This is a genomic window from Pusillimonas sp. MFBS29, from assembly GCF_020687695.1.
Taxonomy (GTDB): Bacteria; Pseudomonadota; Gammaproteobacteria; order Burkholderiales; family Burkholderiaceae_B; genus Pusillimonas_C.
This window is the reverse complement of record NZ_JAJEWL010000001.1, coordinates 128,276-145,675: the sequence shown is the minus strand read 5'-3', so window position 1 is coordinate 145,675 and position 17,400 is coordinate 128,276. Positions and strand designations below refer to the sequence as shown.

18 protein-coding genes are annotated in these 17,400 nt (G+C 58.7%); 9 read left to right on the top strand and 9 right to left on the bottom strand.

The genetic code is table 11. The features are described from left to right. Positions 1-324 carry a DUF1330 domain-containing protein gene (locus tag LKR43_RS00690; RefSeq protein WP_227681923.1) on the top strand — a complete coding sequence of 108 codons (324 nt, stop codon included), beginning with the start codon at positions 1-3 and terminating at the stop codon, positions 322-324. A gap of 11 nt (positions 325-335) precedes the next feature. Here LKR43_RS00690 and LKR43_RS00685 read toward each other — a convergent pair whose 3' ends face one another. The 5 genes from LKR43_RS00685 to LKR43_RS00665 form a co-directional block, all read right to left on the bottom strand. Then, the gene (locus LKR43_RS00685; protein ID WP_227681922.1) at positions 336-1,049 is read right to left on the bottom strand and encodes a nitroreductase; all 714 of its coding nucleotides are present in this window, start codon (positions 1,047-1,049) and stop codon (positions 336-338) included. Positions 1,050-1,127: 78 nt separating this feature from the next. Continuing rightward, complete coding sequence (locus LKR43_RS00680) at positions 1,128-2,642, bottom strand: PepSY domain-containing protein (protein ID WP_227681921.1); 1,515 nt, start codon at positions 2,640-2,642, stop codon at positions 1,128-1,130. Between the two features lie 17 nt (positions 2,643-2,659). Then, on the bottom strand, positions 2,660-4,807 hold the full coding sequence (locus LKR43_RS00675) for a TonB-dependent siderophore receptor (RefSeq protein ID WP_227681920.1): 2,148 nt from the start codon (positions 4,805-4,807) through the stop codon (positions 2,660-2,662). A gap of 96 nt (positions 4,808-4,903) precedes the next feature. Beyond that, positions 4,904-5,290: a DUF2946 domain-containing protein gene (locus LKR43_RS00670; protein WP_227681919.1), complete on the bottom strand. Its 387-nt coding sequence runs from the start codon at positions 5,288-5,290 to the stop codon at positions 4,904-4,906. Positions 5,291-5,328: 38 nt separating this feature from the next. Continuing rightward, on the bottom strand, positions 5,329-7,611 hold the full coding sequence (locus LKR43_RS00665; RefSeq protein WP_227681918.1) for an NADP-dependent malic enzyme: 2,283 nt from the start codon (positions 7,609-7,611) through the stop codon (positions 5,329-5,331). A 107-nt stretch (positions 7,612-7,718) separates the two neighbouring features. Between LKR43_RS00665 and LKR43_RS00660 the strand changes: the two genes are divergently transcribed. From LKR43_RS00660 to LKR43_RS00650, 3 genes are all read left to right on the top strand, one after another. Then, complete coding sequence (locus LKR43_RS00660; protein WP_227681917.1) at positions 7,719-8,687, top strand: LysR substrate-binding domain-containing protein; 969 nt, start codon at positions 7,719-7,721, stop codon at positions 8,685-8,687. Between the two features lie 209 nt (positions 8,688-8,896). Beyond that, positions 8,897-9,925, top strand: a complete 1,029-nt coding sequence (gene bioB / locus LKR43_RS00655) for a biotin synthase BioB (protein WP_227682288.1) — start codon at positions 8,897-8,899, stop codon at positions 9,923-9,925. After that, positions 9,913-10,761, top strand: coding sequence for an EamA/RhaT family transporter (locus LKR43_RS00650; protein ID WP_227681916.1), 849 nt, complete (start codon positions 9,913-9,915; stop codon positions 10,759-10,761). Before bioB ends, LKR43_RS00650 begins: the two co-directional genes overlap by 13 nt. On the opposite strand, the gene LKR43_RS00645 is transcribed toward LKR43_RS00650, so the two are convergent. Both LKR43_RS00645 and LKR43_RS00640 read right to left on the bottom strand, forming a co-directional pair. Continuing rightward, positions 10,693-12,117: an MFS transporter gene (locus LKR43_RS00645; protein WP_227682287.1), complete on the bottom strand. Its 1,425-nt coding sequence runs from the start codon at positions 12,115-12,117 to the stop codon at positions 10,693-10,695. The two genes, LKR43_RS00650 and LKR43_RS00645, sit on opposite strands and share 69 nt — an antisense overlap. A 28-nt stretch (positions 12,118-12,145) precedes the next feature. Then, entirely contained in the window at positions 12,146-12,652 is a 507-nt protein-coding gene (locus LKR43_RS00640) for a peroxiredoxin (RefSeq protein WP_227681915.1), read from the bottom strand. Positions 12,653-12,760: 108 nt separating this feature from the next. Here LKR43_RS00640 and moaC point away from each other — a divergent pair, with 108 nt between their 5' ends. Genes moaC through glp form a run of 5 tightly spaced genes read left to right on the top strand, consistent with a single transcriptional unit; the run spans position 12,761 to position 15,696 of the window. After that, a complete protein-coding gene (gene moaC / locus LKR43_RS00635; RefSeq protein WP_227681914.1) occupies positions 12,761-13,258 on the top strand; it encodes a cyclic pyranopterin monophosphate synthase MoaC in 498 nt (165 codons plus the stop codon). After that, positions 13,239-13,490, top strand: coding sequence for a MoaD/ThiS family protein (locus tag LKR43_RS00630; RefSeq protein WP_227681913.1), 252 nt, complete (start codon positions 13,239-13,241; stop codon positions 13,488-13,490). The genes moaC and LKR43_RS00630 overlap by 20 nt, the downstream gene beginning before the upstream one ends. 3 nt (positions 13,491-13,493) lie before the next feature. After that, a complete protein-coding gene (locus tag LKR43_RS00625; protein ID WP_227681911.1) occupies positions 13,494-13,964 on the top strand; it encodes a molybdenum cofactor biosynthesis protein MoaE in 471 nt (156 codons plus the stop codon). Positions 13,965-13,979: 15 nt separating this feature from the next. After that, positions 13,980-14,498: a molybdenum cofactor biosynthesis protein B gene (gene moaB, locus LKR43_RS00620; protein ID WP_227681909.1), complete on the top strand. Its 519-nt coding sequence runs from the start codon at positions 13,980-13,982 to the stop codon at positions 14,496-14,498. Continuing rightward, positions 14,491-15,696, top strand: coding sequence for a gephyrin-like molybdotransferase Glp (gene glp, locus LKR43_RS00615; protein WP_227681907.1), 1,206 nt, complete (start codon positions 14,491-14,493; stop codon positions 15,694-15,696). The genes moaB and glp overlap by 8 nt, the downstream gene beginning before the upstream one ends. Here glp and mobA read toward each other — a convergent pair. Beyond that, positions 15,669-16,289, bottom strand: coding sequence for a molybdenum cofactor guanylyltransferase MobA (mobA, locus tag LKR43_RS00610; RefSeq protein WP_227681905.1), 621 nt, complete (start codon positions 16,287-16,289; stop codon positions 15,669-15,671). The genes glp and mobA overlap by 28 nt on opposite strands. After that, positions 16,286-17,392, bottom strand: a complete 1,107-nt coding sequence (gene moaA, locus LKR43_RS00605) for a GTP 3',8-cyclase MoaA (RefSeq protein WP_227681903.1) — start codon at positions 17,390-17,392, stop codon at positions 16,286-16,288. The genes mobA and moaA overlap by 4 nt, the downstream gene beginning before the upstream one ends. Between the last annotated feature and the right edge of the window lie 8 nt (positions 17,393-17,400).

The window sequence follows — 17,400 nt, the reverse complement described above, 5'->3', positions numbered from 1 at the left end:
ATGCCAGCCTATGTCGTAGCCATCCTTAAGGAAACAGACGTGAACGACGATATCCGCAGTTACCTTGAACGTATCGACCCGACGCTCAAGCCGTACGAAGGACGTTATATCGTCCATGGCGGACCATACCAGTACGTGGAGGGCGAGCCTGACGGAGATCTGGTCATGCTTGAGTTTCCAACCCTGGAGCTGGCATCACAGTGGTATGAATCAGCCGCATATCGCGAAATCAAGCCCCTGAGAACCAACAACAGCAGCGGCACGGTGTTTCTGGTTCAAGGTGTACCGCCCAGTCATCGAGCGACCGATATTCTTGGCGGATAAAGGCGAGTTCCTTAATCGCGGTGATAGGTCACGAACTCGTCCAGGCTCATGCGGGAAGGCTGGAACTGATTGACGATATTCGTTGTGTCCTCGTAACCCAGTGACAGGCCGCACACAAGAATCTTGTCGTCCTGGATGTTCAGATGCTTTCTGACTATGCGCGGATAGCTCACCAATGCCGCCTGGGGGCAGGTGTGCAGCCCGCATCCGCGCGCCGCCACCATGATGTTTTGCAGGAACATGCCGTAGTCCAGCCAGCTGCCGGTCTCCATGTCGTTGTCCATCGTGAATATCATGACGACAGGCGCATCGAAGAATTCGTAGTTGCGGCCGTGCTGACGGGCCATTGCCTCATGGTCGCCCTTGACGATATTCAGCAGGCCGTACAGGCCCCAGCCGGTAGCCCGGCGCCGCTCGATATAAGGGCTGCGCCACTTCACTGGATAGTATTGATACTCACGCTCTTCGGGGGCATTTTCCTGATGGGCAGCCAGCAGATCGGCAGACAGGCGGTCACGCGCCTTGCCCGTAATCACATGCACCTGCCACGGCTGGATATTGCTGCCGCTGGGTGCCATGCCTGCGATCTGCAGCAGCTCGTCTATCAATGCCGGATCAACGGGCCGGGGCAGAAAGGCACGGGTGCTTTTTCTTGACGTGATGGCATGCCTGACCGCCTGGAATGTCTGGTCTGCTGAGTCGTCCGTGCTGGGTCTTGTATCCATCTTTGCGAAATCTCCGGCTGCAATCCATGTAGTGAGGTGCTCAACAATAACAAAGAACACCAGGCGGCGCAGCCATCTTCACCTAAGCACTTTCAGCCACAGGCGCAGCCGGTTCCAGGCAATCACCACGCCGGACACCGACACCAGCAGGCCGCCCAGACTCAGCAGTATCAGGACAATATCGCGCCAGACCGCGGCCGACAGCATTCCAGGGGTATCCCAGCTGTGCAGAAAATTGAACAGCCAGCGCCCGGCCCGCTCTCTGCCATCAAGGGTTGCGGCTACGTCACCCGTATGCAGGTCTATATAAGCCCTGGTCTGGCCCGGGTCGTCAAAATCCACACGCAGGGCAGGCAAGCGGCGCTCTGTCGAGCCATTCATGGCCTCGGGCTGGCGTCCGTAGTAGTAATTGTCGTATTGCGTCAATAGCTGGCTGCCCGATATCTGATACGGGAATAGCTGCGCAGCCGCCCGCAAGACATCAGCTTCCGCCCAGCGCTCACGTATCTGCAGGCCGCCTTCACCGTCATCCAGAACCAGGCGTGATTCACCCAGACCGTTGCGCGCCAGGATATATGGCCGCCCTTTCAGCCTGCGCCACTCCATCTCAACCACGGCAAAGCCCTGCTCATGCAAGCGTGCGACGACGCCTTGGGCATCGCCCAGCTGCCCGCTCACGCCGGGAGCACCGCCATGGTAAAGGATCATGATGGGCGGCTCTCCCCTGGCGCTGAAAACACCCAGCGGATTCATGGACATCAGGCCGCTGAATATCCAGGTGAAGACAAATCCTGCAAAAAGCAGGCCGGTAATGTGGTGGGCCCACATCCATGGTGCCCGATACGGTGTTCTGGAGCCGCTCTTGTAGCGTCCGCTGAAACGCCAGCGCCATAACCCCACACATAGCCCCGTGATGGCGCTGACTGTTGCGACAGCGGACAAGACAATGACCAGCCAGCTCCATACCGGATCTGTCGATTGAAAGCGGAACATATACAGCCAGTGCAGCCACGCCCCGACATAGTTCCAGCGCTGCTGCGACAGTGGCGCATCCATCACAACCTGGCCGGTGGTCGATGATATATACAGCGTTGCAGGCTGTTCGCCTTGCATCCGCACCACGTGCAAGGGCCTGTGCGCATTGAGGCTGCCGGAGTGCGTCCAGCGATCCTCATTCACCAGGCCATCGTAACTGGCCGTGCCCGCCGGCATGAAAGCCACAGCCGCATCCTGCGCCGCCGCTGCGTCCACCTCGCCGGCCAGTTTGGCCGTCCGGGCATTGATCGCACGGTACGCGCCATTGTGGTCGCGGATCAGGAAGTGAGGCTGCCCTCGTATCGAGGTCAGCGTCATCGACTGCGCCGGAAGGTGAACACCACTGCTTGCCAGTGCCGCATCCAGCGGCAGGCAGCATTGCGTGGCGCTCAGCGCGGGCAGCGCTCCAAGGCGCTCCCAAGGCGTGAGCTTGGGATAGCCTACATACAGCATGACGACCCCGCTCACAAACCACAAGACCATGAGCAGGCATCCGCCCATGCCGGTCCAACGATGCACCAGGTAGGTCAGGCGCCGGGCACGTGCTCCAACAGACATGAGTCTTCCTCCCTGGTTCAGAATCTATGGTTCAGTGTTAGCTCAAGCCGACGACCAGGCCCATACAGCCATTGTGTGGGCGTGTAGTAGGCCGTGGTGACGTACGCTTTGTCGAATACATTGTAGCCACGCGCGGTAAGGGTTGTGTCTTTACCGACATCCCAACGCAGGGCCAGATCTGTTGTCGTATACGAGGGCAACTCCAGGCTATTGGCATTGTCGGCAAACCGCTTGCCTACGTAGCGCATACCGGCCATGGCCGTCCAGCCAGGCCGGAAGTTCCAGCTGATCCAGATATTAGCAAGGCGCTGCGCCACATTCGGCGGCACATTGCCCTCGCGCGAGACCGCCGCACCTCCCACCGCTTCCTGAAAATCATCAAACCTGGCCCGCAAGATGGTGGCATTGGCTTCCAGCCGCCAGCCTCGCGCCGGCGAGACGGCCAGCGTAGCCTCCAGGCCACGCGAAGACTGCTCGCCAACCTGCACACGCAACGCCGGATTGCCCGGGTCACGGCTCAGCATATTGGTTTTCCTGATCTGATAGGCGGCCAGCGTCCATTCACCGCTACCTTCCCAGAAAGTCTGTTTCAGCCCCACCTCCAGCTGCTTGCCCCGGGACATCTCAAATTCGCTGTTGGCCGGACTTAACAACAACATGCCTCCCACAGGGTCGGCGGCCACTGAATACTGCGCATACACGGCCAGGTCAGGCGTCAGATCATAGACAGTACCGATCCGCCAGCCGAATTCGGCATAGCGGCGCTCAAAGGCTGTGCTGTCCGTCAACAGATCCTGTCGACTGAGCTTCGTATGGTCGTAACGCAATCCCGCCAGCACCGACCATGCCGGCGTCAGGGCCAGGCGATCTTCGATAAAAAGCGCGTATTGGCTGGCCTTGTTGCGATAGCGTGGAATAGTGGGTTCATCGCTATGAAAATAGCCCGGCACCGGCTGGTAAGGATCAACCGATGGCGACGAGCCCGTGTATGTGTTGTTGCTATGCCTGAAGCTGCTGACACTTGTATCGAACCCCAGCGATACTCTGTTATCCATGCCAAACAGTTTGCCCTCAAAGGCCGCATCTGCAGTCAGTCCAGTCTGCTTCTGGTCATGATGTATCTCGGTGTTGTCAGAGCGGTCTACCAGGCCACTGCCCGGGTTGTAAATATAACGCTCGGCATTGCGGTAATCACGCTGGCTGTCTATGTGATAAAGCCGGGCCCGCACAGTGGCCGTATCGCTGGGTGTCCATAAGACATACAGATCGGTCCATTGATCCCGGTAGCGGATCTCGCTGTCGGAAACGTTATAGTTTCTCTCACGCAGGCCTTCCTGCTGCACGCCTTCGATCAGAGGTGTGCCGAAGTATTTCATGGGCTGTTGATAGCCGTAGGCGTGGCTTAAACGCAAGCTCAGGTCCTCGGTCGCATCCCACTGCAACGCCCCCGAAAAGCTTGCATCACGCGATTCGCCGTGGTCCACCCAGCCATCCGTGCGCATGCTGCTCAGGTCTACGCGATAGGACCAGCGTTCACTCAAGGCGCCACCGCTGCCCAGTCCCAGCCGGGCGGTATCGTCGGTGCCCAAGGTGACTTCCAGCTCATTTTCCACCGGTCCGCGCCCGGGTTTCTTAGGAACCACGTTGACGACGGCCCCTATGGCCCCTTCACCGTATATCACCGAAGCCGGGCCTCGCAAAATCTCTATCTGTTCGATGGACCAGGTATCGAAAGGAAAGGTCAGGCCCACGCCGCCGTACTGACGCATTCCGTCGTACAGCCTCATCACCGAGGTGGTGTCGGTAAAGCCACGCGCTGACAACGAGCTGCCGCCATTGCCCGGATGGCCCATGGCACTGATGCCGCCCGACCTGGTCACGGCTTCAACTACGCTGTGATCACCCCGCTCTTCCAGTTGATCCCGGCTAATGATCTCCAGACTTGCAGGAGTCTGCATGGGTGTCAGATCCAGGTTTGAGCCTGTTGAAACAGGCCTCGTCAGGACAGCACCTGCCTGTGATCCCGACACGGTCACGGCAGAAAGGGTCGATACATCGGTCTGCGCCCCCACCGGCAATGCAAAAAGCACCAGCCACAGCGATACGGCGGCCAGGCGGGACGCAGCGCCCAGACCCGCAGGCCTGGCTTGATATTTTGTGTACATGTGGTTTCCCCTGAACCAGCAACGACGTTGCCTGATTCCAGATTTTTCGTCACTGCCTCCGGCTTTGGCGCGCAGGCAGCGTAAAGTCAGAAAAGCTCAGGCTATGCGCGGAGGGGCTCGCGCCAGGGAAACGGCCCAGGCAAACAGCCGGGGGGCACGATAAAAGAGAGGAGGTGCGCCAAAATCGCGACCCTTGAAATGGACGCTGGCGCTGATGCCTGCCCGAGGCGGGCAAGCCGGATAAAAGCACAATACGCAGTGGCCGGACTTGACGGTGGTGCTGTCCAGGTCGGGATCCGCGTCTGCGGAAGGGTCAATCTGAATGGATACGGGACCATTCGCAGTACATAGCTGCATCCACACGGCCTTTGCAACCGTATCGTTTGATACCGCCAGGGCAACCGAAGGCATGAGCGTAGCCAGCAGGAAAGCAATCAATGCTATCCAGCCGGCTTTGCGTTGCGCCTGTTGGCCTGGTCTCATGTGTGTTACGCCGCTAGTTGTTCGCGGCGATTTTATCACTAGCGATTGGCGTCGATCACCGTAAGGGCCGCCATGTTGATGATGCGCCGTACCGATGAACTGTTGGTCAGGACATGCACCGGCGCATTGGCCCCCAGCAGGAAGGGCCCCACGGCCACGTTGCTGCCTGCTGCGGTCTTGAGCAGATTGTAGGCAATATTGCCGGCGTCGACGTTGGGGCAAACCAGCAGGTTCGCAGCACCTTCCAGGCTGGACTGGGGCAATATGCGTGCCCGCAACGCGGCATCCAGGGCGCAATCGCCGTGCATTTCGCCATCGATTTCAAGGCCGGGTTCACGCTCGCGTATCAGCGCCAGTGCCCGCTGCATTTTGGTTCCTGACTGTGAGCTGCCCGATCCAAAGTTCGAGCGCGACAGCAGTGCCGCCTTGGGCGTCATGTTCAGCCACTTCATTTCTTCTGCGGCAGCGATGGTGAACTCGGCAATCTGCTCGGCCGAGGGGTCGTCGTTCACGTGCGTATCAACCAGCGCCACCGTACGCTCATTGAGCAAAAGTACGTTCATGGCGGCATATGTCTGTACGCCCGGTTTTTTCCCTATGACCTCGTCGATAAACCGCAGGTGCTCGTGGAAGCCGCTGACCGTGCCGCAGATCATGCCGTCGGCATCGCCCAGGTGCACCATCATGGCGCCAATCAAGGTCAGCCGGCGACGCATCTCAACGCGGGCCATTTCCTTGGTTACGCCCTGGCGGCAACGCATTTCCCAGTAGGTAGTCCAGTACTGATGAAAACGCTCGTCGTACTCGGGGTTGGTGACTTCAACATCCTGACCCAGGCGTATGCGCAGGCCATATTTTTCAATACGCGAGAGCAATACCTGCGGCCGGCCGACCAAAATGGGGCGAGCCAGCTTTTCATCCACGATGACCTGGACGGCCCGCAAAACACGCTCTTCCTCGCCCTCGGTAAACACAATACGCGCCTTGCCGCCCTCGCGCACCAGTTGCTTGGCGGCGGAGAACAAGGGCTTCATGAACGCGCCCGAGTGGTAGACAAACTGTTCAAGCTGGCCTACATAGGCTTCGAAGTCAGTCAGGGGCCGGGTTGCTACTCCGCTGTCCATGGCCGCCTTGGCCACCGCACTGGCGATGCGAACGATCAGACGCGGATCAAAGGGTTTGGGTATGAGGTATTCAGGGCCAAACGAAACATCGTAAGTGCCATAAGCCGCGGCGACGACTTCGTTTTGCTCTTCTTCGGCCAGTGCGGCGATGGCGTAGACGGCAGCCATTTCCATCTCGCGGGTAATTGTGGTGGCACCCACATCGAGTGCACCCCGGAAAATATAGGGGAAGCACAGCACGTTGTTGACCTGGTTGGGATAGTCGGAACGACCCGTGGCCATCACGATGTCATCGCGCACTGCATGCGCCTCTTCGGGCAATATCTCAGGACGCGGGTTGGCCAGGGCCAGAATCAGCGGACGGGCAGCCATTTTCGCAACCATGGACGGCTTGAGCACGCCGCCGGCCGACAAACCAAGGAATACATCGGCCTGGTCTATGATTTCATCGAGCGTGCGCGCCTCGGTATCCTGGCAGAATCGGGCTTTTTGCGGATCCATGAGCTTTTCCCGCCCCGTGTAGACCACGCCTTCAATGTCGGAAACCCAGATGTTTTCCAGCGGCAGCCCCAGATCTACCATGAGATCCAGACAAGCCAGCGCTGCTGCACCGGCACCCGACACCACCACTTTGACCTGGGTGATTTCTTTTTCGACGACCTTCAGGCCATTGATGAAGGCAGCCGACACACAAATGGCGGTTCCGTGCTGGTCATCGTGAAAGACGGGGATGCTCAGGCGCTCGCGCAGTTTGCGCTCGACGATAAAGCATTCGGGAGCCTTGATGTCTTCCAGATTGATGCCGCCGAACGTAGGCTCAAGGCCGGCAATGATGTCGACCAGCTTGTCGGGGTCGGTTTCATTGATTTCGATATCGAACACATCAATGCCGGCAAACTTCTTGAACAGGACAGCCTTGCCTTCCATGACAGGCTTGGACGCCAGCGGACCGATATTGCCCAGGCCAAGCACTGCCGTGCCATTGGTGATCACGCCCACCAGATTGCCGCGCCCGGTGAACCGGAATGCGTTCATGGCGTTGTCGGCGATTTCTTCGCAAGCCGCCGCCACCCCGGGCGTATAGGCCAGACCCAGGTCTCCCTGGGTGGCCATGGGCTTGCTGGCCGTGACTGATACCTTACCGGGACGGGGAAACTCGTGGTAATCCAACGCCGCTTGCCGATCTGCTGTAGCCATTTTCTGACCTCTTGTCGTGAGTAATGGCAATATTCTATGCCTGCACCATAACTTAATTATTCTGTTTTAGTATTATTCAATAATAAAAAAGTTATTTATTGGGAATTATGGCCTACTTCAACCCGGATGAAGTCCTGCATAAGCTCAGCCAGCGTTTCAAAATGCGCCACTGTGTGTTGCTGCTGCACATCGAAGAATTGGGCTCGCTCACTCGCGTGGCCGACGCCATGTCGACCAGTCAGCCAGCCATCACGAAAGCCTTGGCCGAACTCGAGTCCATGTTCGGCGCAGAGCTGTTCAACCGCTCTACACGTGGCATGGCCCCTACACCGCTGGGCCGTGTCGCCCTGGCCCACGCGCGAGCCATGGTGAACGATCTCGACCGCCTGACCCGCGACATGGAAGCGGTTGCAGCCGGACACACCGCCCGTCTGCATGCCGGCATCATCCCCTTTATTTCCGGACAGATTCTATCCAGCGCGATCCAGCAAGCCACTCTGGCCGGCGATCAGCGCCTGGTCATGACCCTGCGCGAAGCCGACAGCCATGAGCTGCTGGCCCACCTGCGCGACCACACGCTTGATCTGGTGGTAGGCCGCAGCACGCCGGCACTGGATATCGACGGCCTGGATTTTGAAGTGCTGTACACCCAGCAACCACGCCTGATCTCCAGCCGAAGACTGGCGGCCCAGCTGGCCCGCCGGCACTCCGACTGGGGGCAACTGCTGGGACTGGACTGGATCCTGGGAACCTTGCATACCCCCGAACGCGAGCAGGTCAACGCCATCTTCCTGGAAGCAGGCCTGACACCGCCCACACCCATAGTCGAAAACGACTCGACCAAGCTCACCGGCGAACTGATCGCCGCCAATGATCAGGCCATTTCTATCGTGCCGGCCGACGTGGCCGAAGAACTTGTGCGCATTGCCGGCGTAGCCATCGTGCCCTATTCATTAAACTGGTCACTGCCTCCGATTGCCTTGTTCACCCGAAAACGGGATCCACGCCGCCCCGCCTACGCCCTGCTGGCAAGGGCACTGCGCGAGGCCGGCCAACGCTACTCGGGTGTCAGCTGAAGGCCGGATCATGATTGCGCTCTGGGCAGCCCATCAAGGTTACAAAATAATACACACGCATGGTCAAACCGGCTTTGCCGAGGCACCCGTCGAGTTAAGACAAATTGCCCCTATATTCGCCAAAATTACAGCAAAACCACTTAAAAACAAATTAAAAACCACCCTTCGTTCGCTTGTCGCGTGCTCGCCGGCCTTCTAATATGGCCGCCATGAAACCTATTGCCCGAACCGAAATACTCCCGCAGCTCACTCCCGGCCAGGATTGGACCCCTGCCCGGATCATGCAGCTTTATGAGCTGCCTTTCATGGATTTGCTGCACCAGGCACAAACGGTGCACCGCGAACATCATCAGGCCAACGCTGTACAACTTTCCAGCCTGCTGTCCATCAAGACCGGCGCCTGCCCCGAAGACTGCGCGTACTGCCCGCAATCGGCCCGACACGATGCCGACGGAAGGCGGGAAGAGCTGATGTCGCTAGAAACCGTACTCAAGGCCGCCAGAAAAGCCAAAGACAATGGAGCCCAGCGCTTCTGCATGGGTGCCGCATGGCGCTCGCCCACTGCACGCCAGCTGGACAACGTGATCGAGATGGTTGCTGCGGTCAAAGCATTGGGACTTGAAACCTGCGTCACGCTGGGCATGCTCAAGCAGGGCCAGGCAGAGCGCCTGCGCGATGCGGGCCTGGACTATTACAACCACAATCTGGACACGTCGCCCGAGTTTTACGACCACATCATCACCACACGCAGTTACCAGGACCGCCTGGACACGCTGGAGCGTGTCCGTGAAGCCGGCATTCACGTCTGCTGTGGCGGGATAGTCGGGCTGGGCGAATCGCGCCGTGACCGCGCCGGCCTGATCGCACAACTGGCCAACCTGACGCCCTATCCCGAGTCGGTTCCGATCAATAATCTCGTCAAGGTTGCCGGTACACCGCTACAGGACGCCCCCGACATCGACCCCTTTGAGTTTGTGCGTACCATTGCGGTGACACGCCTGACCATGCCCCGCGCTGTCGTCAGGCTGTCGGCTGGTCGCGACGCAATGAGCGACGCCATGCAGGCCTTGTGCTTCATGGCTGGAGCCAATTCAATTTTCTACGGCGATCAGCTATTGACCACGTCCAACCCGCAGTTCAACCAGGATCAGCAGCTTTTCGAGCGCCTCGGCCTGGTCGCTGCTGCCAATGCAAACACCCACCAACCTGCCACCGACACTCTTTCATGTACACATTAATCATCAGCATCGCCTGCAGTGTTGCCGTATCCATATTGCTGAAAGTTGCCCGGCGGAAAGATATCCAGATAGATCAGGCCATTGCCGTGAACTACGTGGTAGCCGCCGGGCTGTGCCTGTTCATATTGCAGCCTGAGCCCTCAACGCTGCTTAACCCGGCAACCCCCTGGTGGATACTTGTCACACTGGGCGTACTGCTGCCGACCATCTTTCTGGCGATGGCTGCAGCAGTGCGGCACGCAGGCATCGTGCTGAGCGATGCGGCCCAGCGTCTGTCGCTGTTCATCCCGCTGATCGCCTCGTTCCTCCTGTTTGGTGAAGCCCTTTCAGGCAGCAAGCTGACAGGCATAGCCGTAGCCTTGACGGCCCTGGTCTGCCTGCTGATCCGCCCGCAGACACAGCAAGGATCGGGGGAAACACTGAAGAGCGCGCTCTACCTGCTCGCTGTTTGGCTGGGCTACGGCACCATAGATATCCTGTTCAAGCAGATGGCCAAGAGCGGCGCCGTATTTTCCAGCAGCCTGCTGGCGTCCTTCACGCTGGCCGGCATATTGATCTTTGCCTATCTGATCATTCGCCGCAGCGTCTGGAAACGGCGCAATGTACTGGCAGGGGTGCTGCTGGGTCTGCTTAATTTCAGCAATATCTACTTTTATATTCGGGCCCACCAGGTATTCCCCGAAAACCCCACCCTGGTGTTCTCGGCCATGAATATCGGCGTTATTTCATTAGGCACGCTGGTCGGTGCCGGTTTCTTCAAAGAGAAACTATCGCTGATCAATGTGCTGGGTATCGTCCTGGCCATCAGCGCGATCGTGATCCTGATTCCCCGCTGACGACTGACCGGTGACAGCAGAATCTGCAGAGGGCACCAGGGTGGCAACCTCATGCGGATCCGTGTTGTCTGCTTGCTGTTTGACTTCCTCGGGTTCGACCGGAACAAAGGAAATATCAGTTTCCACATCAACCCGCGGGTCAAGTGTAGCGACCACCTCAGAGGAATGCAGCGTATCCGACATGGGCACAAAATTCGTGGGGGCATCGTCGCTTAAATTTTCTCCGGTCACGCGTTGCGGACGTACAAGCGCCACCAGCACCACCGCGCAGGCGGACACAAAGACAAAATAGACACTGCTATCAAGCTCACGCATCAGGACGCCGGCTACTAACGGGCCTATACAAGCCCCTATGCCATACACCATATACAGAATGGCACTAAGACCCACACGGCGATCGGGATCGACGTTGTCATTGGCAAAGGCGGCGCCCAGTGGATACAGCGTGAATTGCAAGGCGCCAAAAAAACAGGAAAACACCACCAGCAGCCAGTAAGGCAGCGTCCACCAGCCCCATAGGGGAATGGCAAGAACCGCCAGCACCAAAGCATTGACGCGTATCATGCCAACCCGGCTGATACGATCGGCAAGCCAGCCCAGCGGCCATTGGGCCACCACACCCGAAGCCACCGAAGCCGCCAGGAATACGGCTATCTGACTGCTGGTCAGGCCTTGCTTGGCAGCATAGACAGGCGCCAGACCGTAGAAGGCGCCGGTAATCGTACCCGCCACGAACAAGACTGTCAGGGACATAGGCACACGCGATACAAAGTATTTGATGTGCAAAGGTGCGGGCAATTGCAGGGCGGGATGCAGGCGTCGGGTCAGCGCCACCGGCACCAGGCACATGGCCGAGCACATGGCGACAAAGATAAGGGGTTGATAGTTCAAGGTCGGGAACAGGGTCAGCGACAACTGGCCCAGCACCGTGCCCAGACTGGAGCACACCATGTAGAAGGCAAACACCCTGCCTCGCTGGTGATTCTCGGTTTGTTCGTTAAGCCAGCTTTCCAGCACCATGAACTGGGTCACCATGGCAATGCCGGCCACGAAACGCAAGCCCAGCCAAACCCACAGGTTATCAATCAGTGCCAGCGCCAGTATGGTCACCGTGACAATGGCGGCGGTTGCCGCATAGGCACGTATGTGACCAACCTGAATAATGATTTTGTGCCCTATCCGGGCGCCGAACACCAGCCCCAGGTAGTAAATGGCGATCAGGCCACCCACCCACAACTCGGAAACCGACAGAGACGTAAGGCGCAGGCCCAGATAGGTGTTGAACAGCCCGGACCCCAGCAGCAACAGTATCGTTGCCAGATACAGGGAGAAAAAAGCACCTATCGTTTGCACCATCATGAGGACCAGAACCTTCGTACAGGTTTCAGGAAACCTGATTGAGCAATGTTTGAGCGTCGCTGACCTGGAACTGACCGCTCTCTTCGATGTTCAGTTTGGTGACTACTCCGTCGTCGAGCAAGGCCGAATAGCGTTGCGAGCGTATGCCCATACCGCGAGCCGTGAGGTCGAGCTCCAGCCCCAGTTCACGGGTCCAGATCGCACTGCCGTCGGCCAGCATGCGCACACGACCATCTACTCCCTGATCCCTGCCCCAGGCGCCCATGACGAAAGGATCATTGACCGATACACACCAGATCTCATCCACACCCTTGGCTTTCAGCTCGTCATGCAAGGCGAGGTAGCCAGGCAGATGCTTGGCCGAGCACGTTGGCGTGAAAGCCCCGGGCAAGGCAAACAAGGCAATTTTCTTGCCTTTGACCAGGTCGGCAACCTGAAAACTATTGGGCCCCACAGCGCAAGTATCGGTGGCAGTTTCGATAAACTCGGCCAAGGCCCCCTCGGGTACCCGATCACCTACTTTGATCGTCATCACGTTCTCCTTTGATAGAAGCCAACATCATACGACGGCGTGGTCGACACCGCCAGGATTGCGTATATGATATAGAGCTGCAGTTTCAATAGCCTTTACATAAACACAATGAGCACTTCTTCCACCGAAACACCCGTTCTTAGTCATCTTGATGAGTCGGGCCAGGTCCGCATGGTCGATGTCAGCGGCAAGCAGTCCACCCAGCGCTGTGCAGTGGCCGAAGGCCGCATCCGCATGAGCCCCGCCGCCTATCAGCTGTTGTCCAGCCGCGAAAACGCCAAGGGTGAAGTGCTCAACACCGCTCGTGTGGCAGGCGTGCTCGCTGCCAAGCGCTGCGCCGAACTCATTCCGCTGTGCCATAGCCTGCCCCTGAGCTTTGCCGGCATAGATTTCATGCCCGACGACGCCACGCACAGCATCACCATCACGGCAACCTGCCGCACCGACCACACCACAGGCGTTGAAATGGAAGCCATGACGGCTTGCAGCGTGGCCGCACTGACCATCTACGATATGTGCAAGGCCGCCGACAAGGGCATCGTCCTTGAGAACATACGACTACGCTACAAATCCGGAGGTAAAAGCGGTGAATGGCGCAACGATTAAAGTAAAGTATTTCGCCCGGATCGCAGAGCTCACCCAGCTGCGTGAAGAACTATGGCCCCTGTCCGAACCCATAAGCGGTACAGACTGGCTGGCCGCCCTGGGCCAGCGCTACCCTCAGCTCGAGCCCATGGAACGCCTGAAGCTTGCGATCAACCAATATCACTCGCCTCACAGCAGCCTGATTCATCCTGGTGACGAGATCGCCGTCTTCGAACCCGTCACCGGAGGCTGAGCCGTGGTTATTGTGCAAGAAGCCGACTTCGATGTCGCGCAGCTCATGAACGAACTGCGCCAGCGTTGTGCAGGAAAGGCCGGCGCCGTGGTGACCTTCACCGGATACGTGCGGGACTACACTCCCGACGCCGCCACGCAATCGCTGTTTCTCGAGCACTATCCCGGCATGTGCGAACGAGAAATCGAAGATTTGTGCTCCACGGCCAAATCGCGCTGGGACATCGACGATTGCCTGGTTGTGCATCGTGTCGGCGAACTTCAGAACGCTGATCAAATCGTTTTTGTAGCCGCCGCCGGCGCCCATCGGGGCGATGCCTTCAAGGCCTGCGAATACATCATCGACGCCTTGAAAACACGCGCGCCCTTCTGGAAACGCGAAACGCTGGCCAGCGGCGAACAGTTCTGGGTAGAGCAGCGCGAAGCCGACGCAAGCAAAACTTCCGCCTGGGACACCTCCCATACAAAAACCTGAACCACAAGGGATACCATGAGCAAAGCAGCACCCAACCTGCCGCCGGTTTCACTGAACTGTGCGGTCCTGACCATATCCGATACCCGCGACAGCAGCAACGACACCTCAGGTGACTATCTGGTCGAAAGCCTGCGTGCCAGCGGCCACCGCTGCGATACCCGCGCGATCACATCCGGCAACCTGTATCAGTTACGCAAGATCATCAGCGACTGGATCGCCAACGACGAGCTGCAGGTCATCATCACCAATGGCGGTACGGGCTTCACACATGAAAAATCCACTGTCGATGCCATCGCCCCCCTGATGGATCAGATCATCAGCGGCTTTGGCGAACTGTTCCGCCACCTGTCTTATCGGGACATAGGCAGCTCCATGCTGCAGTCAGACGCCTTCGCGGGCAGCGCCAACAATACGCTGGTGTTTTGCCTGCCAGGCTCGACCGGCGCTTGCCGGACCGGGTGGGAAGGCATCATCAAAGAGCAGCTCGACAGCACACATAAGCCCTGCAATTTCGGCAGCCAATATCATGCTTGATTTCGATTCCGCCCAGTCACGGCTGGCCGCCGCCGGAGGCCATCCTTCCATTACAGAAAACTGCCCCCTGGTCCAGGCACGCGGCCGCGTATTGGCTCAGACTTTATTCGCCACACTCGATCTGCCGCCCGCCGACAACAGCGCCATGGACGGCTATGCCATACGCCATGCCGACTACGAGCCGGGCCGGAGCCTGCCGGTACAGCAGCGCTGCTATGCTGGCGTAAAGCCGCAAGCCCTGCAACCAGGCAACACCATACGCCTGTTCACCGGCAGCCTGCTGCCTGAGCACGCCGATACCATCGTCATGCAGGAAGATGCTGAAGAAGTCGACAATGCACTCACCATACATCGGCCTCCGGCAAAAGGCGCCCACATACGATATCGCGGCGAGGACATACGCGCCGGTGATCAGGTGTTCGCCAAAGGCACGTTGCTGGGTGCATCACAGATTGCCATGCTGGCTTCGCAAGGCTATGCCGAACTATCCGTTTACGCCCAGTTGAAAGTCGGCATCCTCACTACTGGCGACGAACTGGTGAACCCGGGACAGCCACGCGGCGATGAACACATATACAACTCCAACGGCGCCATGCTGGCCGCCCTGGTCGAGAACATGGGTGCCAGGGCAGTGCATGTACTGCACGCACTCGATACCGAAGCATCCCTGCATGAGGCCTTTGAAACCTTGCTGCAGGACTGCGACCTGGTGCTCACGGTCGGAGGCGTATCGGTGGGCGAGAAAGACCTGGTCAAACCCGCGATCGAACAGTTCGGTGGCACACTGGACTTATGGCGGGTCAGCATGAAGCCAGGCAAGCCCGTTGCATTGGCACATGCCGCCAACAAGCCCATCGTTTGTCTGCCCGGCAATCCGGTATCCGCCTTTGCCGTCTTTACCACCCTGGTCAGCACGCTGATACGCAGCATGCAGGGTCGCGCGCAGGTCATGCCCATATTGCAGTACGGGCGGCTATGTACCCAAAAAACATTCAATGACAGCCGTGAAGAGTTTCTGCGTGTGAGTGCCCGGCCTGATGCAAGTGGTGTCATGCAACTGACACCCCATACCCAGCAGGGTTCGGGCATTATCAGCTCACTGTCGTGGGCCAGTGGCCTGGCCCGGATTCCGGCGAACACCCCCGTGCAGGACGGCGCTATCGTGCCCTACTACGACTTCCAGCACTGGTTGGCATAGCTCAGGTCTTCGGGCGTGTTCACATTGAAGAACAGCTCATCGCCTTCGAACAAAACCGGCACCGTATGATGCCGGTTTTGCCATAATTGCACCTTGCGATCACCGTCCATCAAATAGCGGCGCAAGCTGTCGGCCAGACGCACGTGCAGCGCCATGCACAAGGGATGCACCCGCTGTTCCGTTCGGGCGTAGGCTATGGGTGCGGCCTGTTCATCGACAACCCGCAACAGGCGTGGCACAAGGTCGGACGGCAGATTCACCACATCTACAGGCAGCACCAGCAACCAGGGTGTTGGCGCCAGGGCAAGGGCACGCTCTATGCCTGCCAACGGGCCCAGGGCACTGCCCAGCAATGGATCATCCTTGATGACATTCCCGTAGGCGCCATAGGCTGCCTCATTGCGATTGGCGCTGATCAGCATATTTTGCACATGCGGCGCCAGAAAGCGCTGCGCATGCCGCACCAGGGGCTCGCCCTGCAAATCCAGCATGCCTTTGTCTATGACCGTGCCAGCGTGCTCTGCGACCATTTGCATGCGCCTGGCCTGGCCGCCGGCAAGAATCAGGCCGGTTACGCTATCGCTTGCGATCATCCGCCTATATAGCTCATTTCAATTTTTTCGCGGCCCGCAGTTTCCTGCCCGCGCTGCTCGGAATAGTGATCATCACGCCGGGACCAGATACCCGAGAGCGCAGCGGCAATCTGCGCATCACCGGCCGCCGGGTCTCGTACCAGGGCGCGCAAGTCGTGACCCTGCCCGGCAAACAGGCACAGAAAGAACTTGCCCTCGGGCGACAGGCGCCCACGCGTACAGTCTCCGCAAAATGGCTGCGAAACACTGGTGATCAGGCCGATTTCGCCAGCCTGGTCGGTATAGCGCCAGCGCTTTGCCACCTCGCCTGAATAGCCGGCCGCCACAGGCTCGAGCGGGAAAACCTCGGAAATACGCTCCAGGATCTGGGCGCCGGTAAGCACCTCGCTCATATTCCAGCCATTGGTCGTACCCACATCCATGAACTCGATAAAGCGCAGGATATGGCCGCTACGGCGAAAATGACTTGCCATGGGCACAATCTGCCCGTCGTTCATGCCTTTGCGCACCACCATATTGACCTTGACCGGAGCCAGGCCAACACGCGCGGCTTCATCAATTCCTCGCAGTACGGTTTCGACGCTGACCTGACTGTCGCTCATGCGCTCGAACAAGGGTTCCTCGAGCGCATCCAGACTGACGGATACCCGCGACAGCCCGGCTTGCTTCAAGGCCAGGGCCTTCTTTTCCAGCAAGGTGCCATTGGTGGTAAGCGTAATCTCGACCGGCCGCCCTTCCGGCGTGCGCAAGCCGGCAAGCATGGCGACCAGTGCTTCGATATTCTTGCGCAGCAAAGGTTCGCCACCAGTCAGCCGGATTTTCTGCACGCCCAGCCCAACAGCCACACCGGCAATGCGCGTGATTTCCTCGAAGCTGAGCAAGGAGGAATGAGGCATGAACTTGTAGCTGGCGCCGAACACTTCTCGTGGCATGCAATAAGTACAGCGAAAATTGCATCGGTCGGTGACAGATATGCGCAGATCGCGCAGCGGCCGGCGCCGCGTATCGAGCACAGGTGCAGCCGTATCGGAAGACTGATCGGCCAACCCGCCCTGCGAAATGCTGCCAGCGCCTTGCGGCTGATGGAAAATGACTTTGCTCATGCTGTAAT